Genomic DNA, 14,273 nt, shown 5'->3' on the forward strand with positions numbered 1-14,273 from the left:
AAAGAAGCCGACAGACGAATCGGCCATTTTGCCACGTTCTTGTTTTAGAGGGGTATTTACCCCATGAACGTGTTCTGAAAAATCAGAAGGAAACTTGGGGTAGTATGGTGGCGTTTGCTGGCCAATTCACCCTACACTAGCGCTCATTATGACGCACTCCGCCCTTTCCCTGTCTCATGCCCAGTTTTTCCTTAGTCTGGGATTCATGCTGCTGTTTCTGGCTCTGGAGCTGGGGTTGGCCTGGGTGTTGCTGTATTTCAAAGTCAGAACCTTCGGCAGCAACGCAACGGCCTGGATGGGCGCGTACCGTTTTTGGGTGCGTCTGTTCGCATTGGCGTTCATTTTAAGTTTTGCTGCGTCCATGCCGGTACTGATTCAGTTTGGCAGCGTCTGGCCAGGGCTGATGGCGCAGGTAGGTGATGTGATTGGCCCGATGCTGGCCGCCTCCATGTTGTCGCTGTTTATCTTCAAGTCCTGTTTTCTGGGAGTCATGCTGTTTGCCCAGCGCATGCTCTCCAATCTGGTTCATACCCTGGTGGTGCTGATGGTGGCCCTGGGCGTCACCGTGACGGCATTTTGGCTGGTGGCGATGGTGGCCTGGATGCAGGTGCCAACGGGGGTGGATGTTATTGAAGGCCATTACGTGGTGCTGGAGTGGCTGGATGTGCTCAGCACACCGGCCTTGCCGTGGTATGCCGGTCTATTATTTGCAGGCAGTTTATTGACGGTCGCCTTTTTTATTTTGGGCGTGACTTGTGCGCAGACCATGCAAAAACCGGTTACCGATCAGGAGCGCCTGGCTTTTCGTAGTGCCTTGTTTTTAGGCGCCGCCGCTTGGCTGGCCCTGGTTTTTGCGGTGGTGGGCAATGGTTTCATGACAGCCGAGCATCAGCCTGCCAAGGCAGCGGCGACGGCAGCGTATTGGGAAAGCGGCTCGCAACCTGATCTGATTCTGGTCGCTGCGCCCTCGGCCATGCAGGACAGCGTCCTGGGTGTGTTGCGCTGGTCACACGCCGGTGGTCGCTGGCTGGGTCGCAATGACAGTGGCATCCTGATGGGTCTGGATCAGTTTTCTGAAGCCATGCCCCCCGTTACCTTGACCTTTTGGTCCTTTCGTGTGGCGGTGCTGGCCGGCGCATTGATGTTTTTTCTCTTGATGTGGGTCTGGTTGCGTACCCGTCGTTATGGCCTGGATCCGCATTCGCTTTCTTATAGAGAGCGCCAGGGTATGGTGGTCGCGTCTGTACTGGGCTGGATCATGTTGTTGGGCGGCGCAGCGTATGTCTTGCTGGGCTTTCTGCCTTATCTGGTAGGTAACGATATTCAGGCCGTACAAGTGCAAAGTACCGAACCTGTTTTTACTGTGGGACTGGGTTTGCTGTTTTATAGCCTGGTCTACGTCTTGTGCATGATTGGTTTTTTCCAGAAATTACGACATGCCGTTCGTTTTGGTGTGGTGCCGATCGCACGTCATCGGGGTCGGGCATGATTGATTCTTTTGCAAATGCGCTGGGTTTGGGGGCCCATGATCCCGCGTTCTGGATGCCGCTGGCCTTTTTGGCCCTGTTCTTTTTGATTATTGTGGCCGGTACGGTTCTGGATGGCTTCGATATTGGTGTGGGCTGCCTGTCCTTGCTGGCACCGGATTCCCTGCGCCCGCGCATGCTGTCCTTGCTTAGCCCTTGGCGCGATGCCAACGAGTTCTGGTTGTTTCTGGGTTTGGGCTTGTTTGTCTGCGCCTTTCCTAAAGCCTGGGGTGCAGTGATGGGGGGGCTGTATGCGCCTTTATGCGCCTTGGGCGTGGGTGTCTTTGTCCGCTCCGTCTCCTTTGAGTTCCGGCTGCGTGCACCGGTAGAGCGTCAGTCTCGCTGGCAAATGGGCTTTGCCCTGGGTTCCTGGTTGACGGCGTTCTCCCATGGCGTTTTGTTGGCACAAGTCGTGGTAGGTTTTCAAAGCGATGCGGGCTATATCTGGTTCTCTATCTTCATGGGCTTTTGCGCTATTGCCGCTTACTGCTTGTTGGGCGCCAGTTGGCTCATCATGCGCGAGGCAGGCGAACTGCGTGCCCGTGCAGTGAACTGGGGGCGTCGCTCGGTGCGTTGGTTTGCGGCCGGTGCGGTGGGCGTTTCGGTGGTGTTGGCCTTTGTGAATGCCGGTGTGCTGCTTAAATGGAGCGATGGGCCTTACTGGGGCTTGGTCCTGTTCTTGTGGGCCTTGATCCTTAGCTGCTTTGTGTCGATTGAAATGAGCCTGCAGCGCATGATCAACAGCAGCTATCGCACTACCGCCTTGCCCTTTTTGCTGACTTTGTTCGTCATGGTCTGTGTCATGGCGGGTTTGGCTTTCAGTTTCTTTCCCTATTTGATTCTGGACGAGATGACGATCTGGGACGCCGCCGCCGGGGTACCCGCCTTGAGCCTGATTCTGTCGGCGATTGTGATTACCTTGCCCATCGTGTTGATATTTAACGTGTGGGTGTATTGGCGTATGTTTGGATTGTCCCGCCCACCTTTGCCGCCCAGCTTTAAAGGCTGACCTTTTTTATGATTGCCCATTCCGTGCTGTCGATGCGCAAGCGTCTGCAGGGTTTCAAGTGGTTGTCTGACATGCCCGCCATGCTGGCCTGGGCGGTCTTGGCCGGTATCCTGGGGGCCTTGGCGACCTTGGCCTTTCATCAGGGCATGCGCTTTGTGCAGCAAGTGGTCACAGGACAGCACGGTGGCATCGTCGCGGTAACGGAAAGCTTGCCTTGGTACATGCGCCTTTTGTTTCCCACCTTGGGCGGTCTGTGTGCCGGTATCTTGTTGTGGCTGGCGGGGCGTCTGCCGTCGGGCAGCAATTCAGACTATATGGAAGCAGTGGCTATTGGTGATGGCCGTTTGTCCATTCGCCAGGGCTTGCTGCGATCCTTGTCCTCTTTGATGACGGTGGCCTCGGGCGGCTCTATTGGGCGGGAAGGGGCGATGGTACACCTGGCTTCCTTGTCTGCTTCTGCGATTGGCCGTTTCACGCTGTTTGGTGAAGCTCGTCTGCGTTTGCTGGTGGCTTGTGGTGCCGCAGCCGGGGTGGCTGCCGCCTATGGCACCCCTATTGCCGGCGCTGTGTTTGTGGCCGAGATTGTGCTGGGCACCATGACCATGAGCAGCTTTGGCCCCTTGTTGATGGCAGCCGTTAGTGCCCATCTGACCATGCGTGTGCTGGGCGGCTATCACGCTCCTTATGAAATGACCAATGTGCAGGCGGTTGCGGGTTGGGACATTCTGCCTTTTCTGGTTCTGGGAGTGCTGATTGGTCTGGCTGCGCCCGCTTTTTTGAAGTTGCTCAATCTGTTTCGCACTCTGTTCAAGCGTACCGGCCTGGGTCTGCCCTTGCGTTTGGCGTTGGGGGGCCTGTTGCTGGGGCTTTTGCTGATCGTGATGCCGCGCGTGGCAGGTAACGGCTTCAGTGTCGTGTCTTCCATGCTGCATAGCGACTGGGCCTGGTACAGCGTGCTGCTGATTCTGGCACTCAAGGTTCTGGCGACGGGCCTGACAGTCGGTTCGGGCGCTGTCGGTGGTGTGTTCACCCCTGCGATCTTTGTGGGCGCCGCCTTTGGTACTTTATTTGGCCAGTTGAGCGTGTTGATCTTGCCGGGTCTGGACTTGCCTTTGTATCTGTTCACCCTGGTGGGCATGGGGGCGTTTTTGGGGGCGGCAACCAGTGCGCCCTTCATGGCCATTTTGATGTTGTTTGAAATGACATTGAGCTATCAGTTGGTGTTGCCGCTGATCGTGGCCTGTGTCATGGCCTATTTTGTCTCGCGGGGTGTGGCCGAGGTGGCCATGTATGAAGTCACACTGGTGCGCGAACGCGATGCCTTGCTACGTCACAAATTGCGTCACACCACCTTGGCCGAGTTGGTGCGTCCGGCCGATACCGTGGTCAGCACCACCACCCAAATGCGTGATGCCTTGCAAATGTTTCTGGATTATCCCGTGCGCTATCTTTATGTGGTGGACGAGGAGCAGATCTATCAAGGTGTGATTGCCCAGCCTGACCTGACCCGGATGTTGTTGGACGACAACGCTGCCCAGGAGCGTGTGGTGGGCGATATTTTGCGTATGGATTTCGTCAAGACGCTCTACCCGAATATGAGCCTGGACGAGGCTCAGGAGCACTTTGTCAGCTTTGCCGGAGAGCGCCTGCCTGTATTGAATGGTGACGGCTCGGGCCGCCTGATTGGTGTAGTCTATAAGTCTGCTGTGCTGGAAAAATACTCCGCCATCAAACGCTCCTTGGATGCGAGCGGCGAAGTGATGTTGGATGCCCGGCGCTAAACTCTTTTTGTGACATAAACCATGCGTACCAAAGCTTGCCAGCGAGGCTTGGCAGGCGGGCTGATTGTCGGTCTTGCCATGCTGTTCGCTGTTCCATTGGCCACTGCTCAAAACCGTGTCGGGCTGGAGAACCTGTCTGCCACGCAGGTGTATGGTGTGGATGAGGCCCAGGCGATTCCCTCTCAGGACCTTCCCCCGGTAGAGCCGTTTTTTGATGCTTCGCAATGGCATCGCCAGGGCGACCAGGATTTGCTCAACCCTGCCGCGTCCCTTGATTTTTCTTTTTCTGATTTCAGCCTGAGCGGTTCCACTACTGCCAGTCTGGCTCGCTCCATTCAATATAGTCAGCAGTCCTCGCCGATCTGGAATGGGCGCTGGTTGAGCAGCGCACCCGATCAGGTCTGGCAGTTTGGCGAGCGCAATTGGCGCTACGTCAATGAAGATGGCTTGCAGTTGACCCTAGGTAATGACACGGTGACGGCCCCAGACTGGGCTCGGCCTGTTGAGCTGGGCGGCATCAATATTACCCAGCAGTTTGAACAAGGCCCGGCTGGTCCTTGGCGCTATGCGCTGGCCGTCGGTGCGCTGGATATAACCGGCAAGCAAGACAATGGGGATCTGGTGTACGGATCGTCGGCAAGCAGCTTGATGGTCAGCACCGACGTCACCAGCAGGACCAGTATTGATACCCAGATGGAAAGCGCGCGTGATTTTGGCCTGACCGGGGTGGGCGCTACCTACCGTTCCCCTGATTTTGGGGTGTGGCAGGCCAGTGTGGCCAAGGCTTCCCATGCGGTGGGGCAGGGCTGGCGCTATCAGGCAGCTTACGGCCTGGATGTGTTGGATGATTTGCACCTGCAATGGCAAGGCGAACGCTACCAGGATCACTTCCTGGATCTAAGCCGCTATCAGGGCATGAAGATCGATGCGGCCAGCAGCCGACAGGTGGTGGGGCTGTCCGTGCCTTTGCGTCGCTGGGGCGAGGTCAAGACTCAGTACGAGGTGCAGCAGGCAATGGCCGGTGGGCAGAATCGCTACCTTGGGGTCACGCAGCAGTTCTGGTACAGTCCCCACCTTAGGGTGGGTTTGCAAGCTCGCCGTCATCTGGAAAGTCGCCAGTCGAACATCGCGCTGCGTTTTTCTATTCCGATTTTTTAAGCAGGCGGCATGGCCCAGTCAGCACTTGAGGTTCTTCAGGAAGTTTTTGGTTATGACAGTTTTCGTGGTTCTCAGCACGAGATTATCGAGACCCTGATCCAAGGCGGTGATGCCCTGGTCTTGATGCCCACCGGCGGCGGAAAATCGCTCTGTTACCAGATTCCTGCTTTGGTGCGACCCGGCACCGGCGTGGTCGTGTCCCCTCTGATTGCCTTGATGCAGGATCAGGTGGATGCGCTCAATGAATTGGGTGTGAATGCCGCCTATCTGAATTCCACCCAGGATTGGCAGACCGCCCGCGAGGTCGAGCGCGAGTTTCTGACGGGACAACTGGACTTGCTCTATGTCGCCCCTGAGCGTTTGCTGACAGATCGCTGCCTGGATTTGCTGGCACGCGGCCAGGTCTCCTTGTTTGCCATTGATGAAGCCCACTGCGTATCGCAATGGGGGCACGACTTCCGCCCGGAGTATTTGGGCCTGGATTTGCTGGCTCAGCGCTGGCCAGGGGTGCCGCGGGTTGCCTTGACGGCCACTGCCACTCAGTTGACGCGGGTAGAAATTGCCCAGCGCCTGAAGCTGGAAGAGGCCCGGCATTTTGTCGCCAGTTTTGATCGCCCCAATATTTGCTATCGCATCATCGAAAAGAACGAGGTGCGCAAGCAGCTCTTGAGTTTTATTCAGGAAGAGCACTCGGGCGATGCGGGAATTGTGTATTGTTTGTCGCGCTCTCGCGTGGAGGACACGGCCGAGTTTCTGTGCAAGAACGGTATTCATGCCTTGCCCTACCACGCAGGGCTGGATGCACAGCAACGCGCCATCAACCAGGCTCGCTTTCTTCGAGAAGAAGGGGTGGTCATGGTGGCGACCATTGCTTTTGGCATGGGCGTCAATAAACCGGATGTGCGTTTTGTGGCCCACATTGACCTGCCCAAATCGGTAGAAGGGTATTACCAGGAAACCGGGCGGGCAGGGCGCGATGGTGAAGCCGCTACCGCCTGGCTGGCCTATGGCCTGCAAGACGTGGTGCAATTGCATCGCATGATTAACCAGTCGCAAGGCGATGCGGCACACCGGCGCCAGCAAGGCCATGCGCTCGATGCCATGCTGGGCCTGTGCGAAACCATTTCCTGCCGCCGTCAGCGCTTGCTGGCCTATTTCGATCAGCAGATCGAACCGTGTGGGAACTGCGATACTTGCCTGGAGGCTCCAGAAGCCTGGGATGGCACCGTGGCCGCGCAGAAAATGCTGTCCACTATTTATAGATTGTGGCGCGAGCGTGGCCAGCGCTTTGGCGCCGGCCATCTTATTGATATTTTGTTGGGCAAGCTGACCGAGCGTGTCAAAGAGCATGAGCATGACAAGCTCACCGTCTTTGGTGTGGGCAAGGAGCTGACCGATCAGGCTTGGCGCGGGGTGCTGCGCCAGTTGCTGGCGCATAGTCTGGTCGCGGTCGACCCGGAAGGGTACGGCACCTTGTTGCTGACCGAGGCCAGCCGAGAAGTGCTCAAAGGGGAGCGCACCTTGATGTTGCGGCGCGAAACCGTAACACGTGGGCCGGCCGCCCATCGCGTAAAAGGTCAGGCGCCTGCCGGACCTGCTCTGGAGCCCGATCAACAGCGACGGTTCGAGGCTTTGCGTGCCTGGCGTGCCACTACCGCACGCGAACACGGCGTACCGGCCTATGTCATTTTCCATGACGCCACTTTGCGGGAAGTTGCCATCCGTTGCCCCAGCTCAGAGGCTGATCTGGAGCCGATTACAGGCATAGGTGTACGCAAAAGAGAAGCCTATGGCGAGGCTTTGCTGCGCTGCGTTCAAGAACTGCAAACGCAATAAAAATTGTTAATGGCGCAAAGATTGGTTGCATTTTTTTTACGCTGAATTTGCGTTGCAAAGACAAAACCGCTATTCGCTCAATCCGCTATATGTAGTAGAATGGCGGCAATATCACACTATATATGGTGTGCATCAACTGACGCTGGCGGCTGCAAAAGCCGCGTCCCCCGTCAACCACCACCGATTTCCGAGACTGACATGCAATCAACCGAACAGTTAATGGTCACTAAGCGAGATGGCCGTACAGAACCTATTAACCTCGACAAGATTCACCGAGTAGTTGATTGGGCTGCTGAAGGTCTGAGTAATGTGTCCGTCTCTCAAGTAGAGCTGCGCTCTCACATTCAGTTCTACAACGGCATTCGCACCAGCGATATCCACGAAACCATCATCAAGTCGGCGGCGGATCTGATCTCTGAAGATACGCCTGACTACCAATATCTGGCTGCCCGCCTGGCGATTTTCCACCTGCGCAAAATCGCTTTTGGCCAGTTTGAGCCTCCCAGCCTGTTTGATCATGTGACCTTGCAAACCAAGGAGGGTCGCTACGATCCGCATCTGTTGCAAGACTACACGCGCGCCGAGTTCGATGAGCTGGATGCGCATCTGGATCACTGGCGTGACATGAACTTCTCTTACGGTGCCGTCAAGCAGTTGGAAGGCAAGTATCTGATTCAAAACCGCGTGACCAAGCGCATCTACGAAAGTCCCCAGTTCCTGTACATGCTGGTGGCCATGTGCTTGTTTGCCCGTTACCCGGCCGATACTCGCCTGGGCTTTATCAAGCGCTTTTACGACGCCGTATCGCAATTCAAGATTTCCTTGCCCACGCCCATCATGGCTGGCGTGCGCACACCCACCCGTCAATTCAGCTCTTGCGTGCTGATCGAATGTGACGACAGCCTGGACAGCATCAATGCCACGACCAGCGCCATTGTTCGTTACGTGTCACAGCGTGCCGGTATCGGTATCAACGGTGGACGTATTCGCGCTGTAGGCAGCGAAATTCGGGGTGGTGAAGCACAACACACAGGTTGCCTGCCTTTCTTCAAGATGTTCCAGGCTGCGGTGAAGTCCTGCTCGCAGGGCGGCGTGCGCGGCGGTGCGGCAACCTTGTTCTACCCCATGTGGCACCTGGAAGTGGAAACACTGCTGGTCCTGAAGAACAACCGTGGTGTGGAAGAAAACCGTATCCGTCACCTGGACTACGGCGTTCAGATCAACCGTTTGTTGTACCAGCGCCTGATCAAGGGCAGCCACATCACGCTGTTCTCGCCGCATGACGTGCCCGGTTTGTACGAAGCCTTCTTTGCCGACCAGGACGAGTTCGAGCGTCTGTACGAGATGTACGAGCAAGATCCCGCCATCCGCAAGCGCAGCCTGCCTGCCGTGGAGCTTTTCTCTTTGCTGATGCAAGAGCGCGCCAGCACCGGCCGTATCTACATTCAGAACGTGGACCATTGCAACACGCATAGCCCATTCCAGGCTGACCGCGCTCCTGTGCGCCAGTCCAATCTGTGCATGGAAATCGCTCTGCCCACCAAGCCCTTGAACGATCTGAACGATCCTGAAGGTGAAATCGCACTGTGCACTCTGTCGGCTTTCAACCTGGGGGCTCTGGAGTCCCTGGACGAGCTGGACGGCCTGGCTGAACTGATTGTTCGTGCTCTGGATGCCTTGCTGGACTACCAGGATTACCCGGTCAAGGCCGCGCTGAATGCAACCAACAAGCGTCGTTCCCTGGGCGTTGGCGTTATCAACTACGCGTACTACCTGGCCAAGAACGGCACCCGCTACTCCGATCCTGCTGCCTTGGGTCTGACCCACCGCACGTTTGAAGCCATCCAGTACTACCTGTTGAAGGCTTCGGTGCAGTTGTCGCGCGAATACGGTCCTTGCGAGGCCTTCGACGAAACCACGTACGCCGCTGGTTTGCTGCCTACCGACACGTACAAGAAAGACGTGGACGGTATTTGCAACGAGCCGTTGCACCTGGATTGGGAAGCCTTGCGTGCTGACATCGTCAAGCATGGTCTGCGTAACTCGACCCTGACCGCCCTGATGCCGTCGGAAACCTCCAGCCAGATCGCCAATGCCACCAACGGTATTGAGCCCCCGCGTGGTCTGGTGTCCGTCAAGCAATCCAAGGATGGCATCCTGCGTCAGGTAGTGCCTGAATTTGAAAAATATAAGGATCAGTACGAATTGCTGTGGCAAATGCCCGGCAACGACGACTACCTGAAGTTGGTTGGCGTGATGCAGAAGTTTGTCGATCAGTCGATCTCTGCAAACACCAACTATGACCCACAGCGGTTTGAGGGTGGTCGCGTCCCGATGAAGCAACTGCTCAGGGACTTGCTGCTGGCCTACAAATACGGTGTGAAGACCTTGTACTACCACAACACCCGCGACGGAGCGGATGATTCGCATGGCGAAGTAGAGGACGACGGTTGCGCAGGCGGCGCGTGCAAGATCTAAGCAAGGGTAAAGAGCATCATGACTACCTATAGTACTTTTTCTAAAACGGATAACGATCAGCTCAAAGAGCCCATGTTCTTTGGGCAGCCGGTTAACGTAGCGCGTTACGACCAACAGAAATATCCGATTTTTGAAAAGCTGATTGAAAAACAGCTGTCCTTTTTCTGGCGCCCAGAAGAAGTCGATATCACTCAGGATCGGATCGACTATCAGAACCTGCCTGATCATGAAAAGCACATTTTCATCAGCAACCTGAAATATCAAACCTTGCTGGACTCCATCCAGGGGCGTAGCCCCAATGTGGCTTTCCTGCCCCTGGTGTCGATTCCAGAGCTGGAAACCTGGATCGAAACCTGGGCGTTTTCCGAGACGATTCACTCACGCTCGTACACGCACATCATTCGCAATATTGCCAATGATCCGTCCGTTATCTTTGACGACATCGTGCGTAACGAGAACATCCAGTTGCGTGCCGCCGATATTTCGTCGTATTACGACGACCTGATCAGTGACACCATGTTGTACGCCCAGTTGGGGGCTGGTGAACATGAGATCAACGGCGAGACTCGCACGTTGAGCCTCTATGAGCTAAAAAAGAAGCTGTATCTGTGCATGATGAGCGTCAATATTCTTGAGGCCATCCGCTTTTACGTCAGCTTTGCCTGCTCCTTTGCCTTTGCCGAGCGCAAGTTGATGGAAGGTAATGCCAAGATCATTCGCCTGATCGCTCGTGATGAAGCGCTGCACCTGACTGGTACGCAGCACATCATTAATATCTTGCGTTCTGGTAGTGACGATCCTGAGTTCGCTCAGATCGCTCATGAGCTAGAGCCGGTGTGTTTTGACATGTTCAAAGACGCGGCCGAGCAGGAGAAGCAGTGGGCGGATTACCTGTTTCGCGACGGTTCCATGATTGGCCTGAACAAAGACATTCTGAGCCAGTATGTGGAATACATCACCAATATCCGTATGGGTGCAGTGGGCCTGAAGCCTGCGTTTGAGTCTGTCAAACACAATCCCATTCCATGGATCAACACCTGGTTGTCCTCGGACACCGTGCAGGTGGCACCTCAAGAGGTGGAGTTGAGCTCTTACCTGGTCGGTCAGATTGATTCGGCCGTGTCGGCTGGCGACTTCGACGGTATTGAGCTATGAGTCTAGTCCGGACAACTGATGATTACTTTCAGTTGCGGGACGGCGAAACCTTGTTGGAAGGTTTGGAGCGAACCGGCCATCAGGTCGAGTACCAATGCAGGAGCGGCTATTGCGGCTCCTGCCGTATTCCTCTTGTTTATGGAAAGGTTGCCTATAAAGAGCAGCCCTTAGCGTATGTCGGCCCAGGCGAGGTTCTGCCGTGTTGTTGCACGGTACTCGAGCCGATCATGGTCGATTGTCAGCGCGTTGCCCGGACTGAAGAGGAATCTGTGGATCAGTTCGGCTTTACAGGGCTGAATCCCTGATTCCTCCGTCTCCCCTTTAGCTGGCTAAGCGTTTTTCTTCCAGTTTTTCCCAGCGTTCAAATAGCTGCTCCAAGTCTTTATTGAGCTGATCCAGTTGGCTGTTGATCTCGTCGGCCAGGGTAGAGCCATCTTTATAGAGATCCGGTGCGCTTAGTTGTTCTGCCAGTTCGGCTTGCTGGCTTTCTATGGCTGCAATTTTCTCGGGCAGCGCTTCCAGTTCCTTTTCTTCCCATGGCGCCAGACGGCCAGGCTTGGCAGTCTTGGTGTTGCGCTCGGTGGCAGATTTTTCGGCTGCGGCTGGCGCTGGAGCACTGCTGGCCGCTGTCTCGGTTCTGGTTTGCGGACGTTGCGCCAGCCACTCGTCGTAGCCACCTACATATTCACCCCAATGGCCGTCGCCCTCAGCAGCAATGACTTGAGTAACTACGTTGTCCAGGAAGGTACGGTCGTGGCTGACCAGCAGCACAGTGCCGGTGTAATCCTGAATCAGATCTTCCAGTAGTTCCAGCGTTTCAATGTCCAGATCGTTAGTCGGCTCGTCCAGTACTAATACATTAGTCGGTTGAGCAAACATGCGTGCTAGTGCTAGTCGGGCTCGCTCGCCACCGGACAGGCTGCGTACGGGAGAGTGAGCACGGGCGGCGGGGAACAGAAAGTCCTCCAGGTAACTCATGATGTGCTTGCGCTGATTGCCAATTTCCACCCACTCGCTGCCAGGGCTGATGGTGTCAGCCAGCGTGGCGTTTTCGTCCAGGCGGCTACGCATCTGGTCAAAGTAACCAATATTCAGTTTGGTGCCGTGGCGTACTACACCGGAATTGGGTTCCTGCAAACCCAGCATGATTCGCAATAAGGTGGTCTTGCCTGCGCCGTTGTGGCCGATTAGACCAATACGGTCGCCACGCATCAGCACGGTCGAGAAGTCTTTGATCAGGATGCGGCCATCGTAGCCGTGTGTGACGCCTTGCAGTTCCGCAACCAGTTTGCCGGAGCGTTGGCCCTCAGAAATGGCGAATTTGACGTCGCCCGAACGTTCGCGACGCTCGGCACGGTCACGGCGTAATTGTTCCAGACGGCGTACCCGGCCCTCGTCGCGGGTGCGGCGCGCTTGCACGCCCTTACGAATCCAGACTTCTTCCTGGGCCAGGAATTTGTCGAATTTGGCATTTTGTTGCTTTTCCGCTTCCAGGAACTCTGCTTTGCGTTCCTGCCATTGGCTGAAGTTGCCGGGAAAGCTGAAGAGTTTTCCACGATCCAGCTCGATGATGCGGGTAGTTACCACATCCAGGAATCGGCGGTCGTGGGTAATGATGACGGCACTGCCGCGAAAATCCAGCAGCAACTGTTCCAGCCAAAGAATGCCGTCAAAGTCCAGGTGGTTGGTGGGCTCGTCCAGTAAGAGCAGATCAGGCTCTTCCACCAGCGCATTGGCCAGGGCCACGCGTTTGCGCTGGCCGCCAGACAGGCTGCCGGTCAGGGCGTCGGGGTCCAGCCCCAGCTTGTCCATCAGAGCATTGACTCGGGCAGGGCGTTGCCAGTCCTCGGTTTCGGTGAAGTCGCCACACAGAAAGTCGTAAATGCTGACTTCGGGATCTAGCTCGGGTTCTTGTTCGACGGTGGCAATTTTCAGCCCACCCAGTCGTTTGATCTGGCCGTCGTCAGGCGCCTGGCGTTGATCCAGAATTTTCAGAAGTGATGATTTGCCAGCACCATTGCGCCCGATCAGACCGATGCGTTCGTTTTTTTGTATGACCAGATCGGCATGGTCCAGCAAGGGATGGTGGCCGAATGCCAACTGGACATCGGTCAGGGAAATCAGATTGTTGGACATAAGACTCCAGATAAAACAGCGCGTCCTGCGAATTTCTCTATTGTCGCAGGTTACAATGCATCTGTGAGGCAGGCTGGGCAGTCGCGGTACGCAAGTATCGAGGAAGGTCCGGACTCCATAGAGCAGGGTAGCGGCTAACAGCCGTCCGGCAAGGCTGGCATCACGTCAGATAAGCCGAGGACTAGGGCCACAGAGACGAGACCACAGCAAGGGCTTGCGCAAGCAGGCACAGATACGGCCACTTCCGTGTTTTCTTGCATTTCGGTGCAAAGTGCTGTGGGGTGAAACGCGGTAACCTCTACCCGGAGCAATACCAAATAGGCATACGCAGGCTTTTTAGCCGATAGGCGGCTCGTCTTAGTATGCGGGTAGGTAGCTAGAACCGGCCAGCAATGGTCGGTCCAGAGGAATGATTGCCGGTCAGCGGGTTCCCGCTGGCATACAGAATCCGGCCTATAGGCCTGTCTCACACTTCTCCTGGCATTCGCCACCAATTGCATTGATTTCGTACATTTGAAAGCAATTGTTAAGGATGTTGAATCCTTGGCAGGAGTCGCTTGTGCGCGTTTTTATAACAATTCACTTTTAATGCACAACGCAATTTCTTGATTTAACACAGTATTTTTTTCCCGTCACTTCTAGGATAGTGCGCTAAGTGCTTGTTGTGATTGAAAAAATTGCAACCGCTGCCTTGACCGCAAAGCCTTTCCCCCGTAGAGTGGGGAAAAGTAGGAAATAGTGTAAAAAAGTGGGGGAAAAAAGTGTTCCAAGGCAGCAGCGCACTCACACTGGATGCTAAGGGTCGGATGTCCATTCCGACTCGGCACCGTGACGCGCTTTTGCAACAGGAACAAGGCCGCTTGACCCTCACTCGCCATCCCGACGGCTGTTTGCTGGTGTATCCGCGCAGTGTGTGGGAAGAAAAGCGCGAACAAATTGCCCGCTTTCCCATGAGTGCCCGTTTCTTGCAACGCCTGCTGCTGGGTAGTGCTCAGGACGTTGATCTGGACTCCGCTGGTCGGATATTGATCGCTCCCGAACTGCGCGCCGCAGTGGGGCTGGAGCGCGACGCCATGCTGCTGGGTATGGCCACCCATTTTGAGTTGTGGAATGCCCAGGAACTGGAACGCCGACAGGCCCAGGATCTGGCTGAAAACTCCACAGACGTATTCGACACTTTTTCTTTCTGAGTAA

General features: G+C 55.7%; 10 protein-coding genes and 1 other RNA gene. 10 read left to right on the forward strand and 1 reads right to left on the reverse strand.

Translation table 11 applies throughout. The annotated features are described in order from the left end of the window. Nucleotides 1-148: 148 nt before the first annotated feature. From OKX01_RS03580 to yfaE, 8 genes are all read left to right on the forward strand, one after another. Entirely contained in the window at nucleotides 149-1,489 is a 1,341-nt protein-coding gene (locus tag OKX01_RS03580; protein ID WP_094195737.1) for a cytochrome ubiquinol oxidase subunit I, read from the forward strand. Next, nucleotides 1,486-2,535: a cytochrome d ubiquinol oxidase subunit II gene (locus OKX01_RS03585; RefSeq protein WP_094195738.1), complete on the forward strand. Its 1,050-nt coding sequence runs from the start codon at nucleotides 1,486-1,488 to the stop codon at nucleotides 2,533-2,535. The genes OKX01_RS03580 and OKX01_RS03585 overlap by 4 nt, the downstream gene beginning before the upstream one ends. 8 nt (nucleotides 2,536-2,543) lie before the next feature. Next, nucleotides 2,544-4,316 carry a ClcB-like voltage-gated chloride channel protein gene (locus tag OKX01_RS03590; RefSeq protein ID WP_094195739.1) on the forward strand — a complete coding sequence of 591 codons (1,773 nt, stop codon included), beginning with the start codon at nucleotides 2,544-2,546 and terminating at the stop codon, nucleotides 4,314-4,316. Between the two features lie 21 nt (nucleotides 4,317-4,337). Further along, the gene (locus OKX01_RS03595; RefSeq protein ID WP_094195740.1) at nucleotides 4,338-5,474 is read left to right on the forward strand and encodes a hypothetical protein; all 1,137 of its coding nucleotides are present in this window, start codon (nucleotides 4,338-4,340) and stop codon (nucleotides 5,472-5,474) included. 9 nt (nucleotides 5,475-5,483) lie between these two features. Continuing rightward, the gene (recQ, locus tag OKX01_RS03600) at nucleotides 5,484-7,310 is read left to right on the forward strand and encodes a DNA helicase RecQ (RefSeq protein ID WP_094195741.1); all 1,827 of its coding nucleotides are present in this window, start codon (nucleotides 5,484-5,486) and stop codon (nucleotides 7,308-7,310) included. A gap of 198 nt (nucleotides 7,311-7,508) precedes the next feature. Next, a complete protein-coding gene (gene nrdA / locus OKX01_RS03605) occupies nucleotides 7,509-9,788 on the forward strand; it encodes a class 1a ribonucleoside-diphosphate reductase subunit alpha (RefSeq protein ID WP_094195742.1) in 2,280 nt (759 codons plus the stop codon). A gap of 18 nt (nucleotides 9,789-9,806) precedes the next feature. Next, a complete protein-coding gene (gene nrdB, locus OKX01_RS03610) occupies nucleotides 9,807-10,943 on the forward strand; it encodes a class Ia ribonucleoside-diphosphate reductase subunit beta (protein WP_094195743.1) in 1,137 nt (378 codons plus the stop codon). After that, nucleotides 10,940-11,248, forward strand: a complete 309-nt coding sequence (gene yfaE / locus OKX01_RS03615; protein ID WP_094195744.1) for a class I ribonucleotide reductase maintenance protein YfaE — start codon at nucleotides 10,940-10,942, stop codon at nucleotides 11,246-11,248. The genes nrdB and yfaE overlap by 4 nt, the downstream gene beginning before the upstream one ends. 16 nt (nucleotides 11,249-11,264) lie before the next feature. Here yfaE and OKX01_RS03620 read toward each other — a convergent pair whose 3' ends face one another. Continuing rightward, on the reverse strand, nucleotides 11,265-13,079 hold the full coding sequence (locus OKX01_RS03620; protein ID WP_108728036.1) for an ATP-binding cassette domain-containing protein: 1,815 nt from the start codon (nucleotides 13,077-13,079) through the stop codon (nucleotides 11,265-11,267). Between the two features lie 65 nt (nucleotides 13,080-13,144). On the opposite strand from OKX01_RS03620, the gene rnpB reads away from it, so the two are divergent. Together rnpB and mraZ are read left to right on the forward strand one after the other, a co-directional pair. After that, an RNA gene (gene rnpB / locus OKX01_RS03625) (RNase P RNA component class A) lies at nucleotides 13,145-13,551 on the forward strand. A 289-nt stretch (nucleotides 13,552-13,840) separates the two neighbouring features. Further along, entirely contained in the window at nucleotides 13,841-14,269 is a 429-nt protein-coding gene (mraZ, locus tag OKX01_RS03630; protein WP_003803565.1) for a division/cell wall cluster transcriptional repressor MraZ, read from the forward strand. Nucleotides 14,270-14,273 lie beyond the last annotated feature (4 nt).

Source organism: Alcaligenes sp. SMD-FA (genome assembly GCF_025960365.1).
Lineage (GTDB): Bacteria > Pseudomonadota > Gammaproteobacteria > Burkholderiales > Burkholderiaceae_B > Alcaligenes > Alcaligenes aquatilis.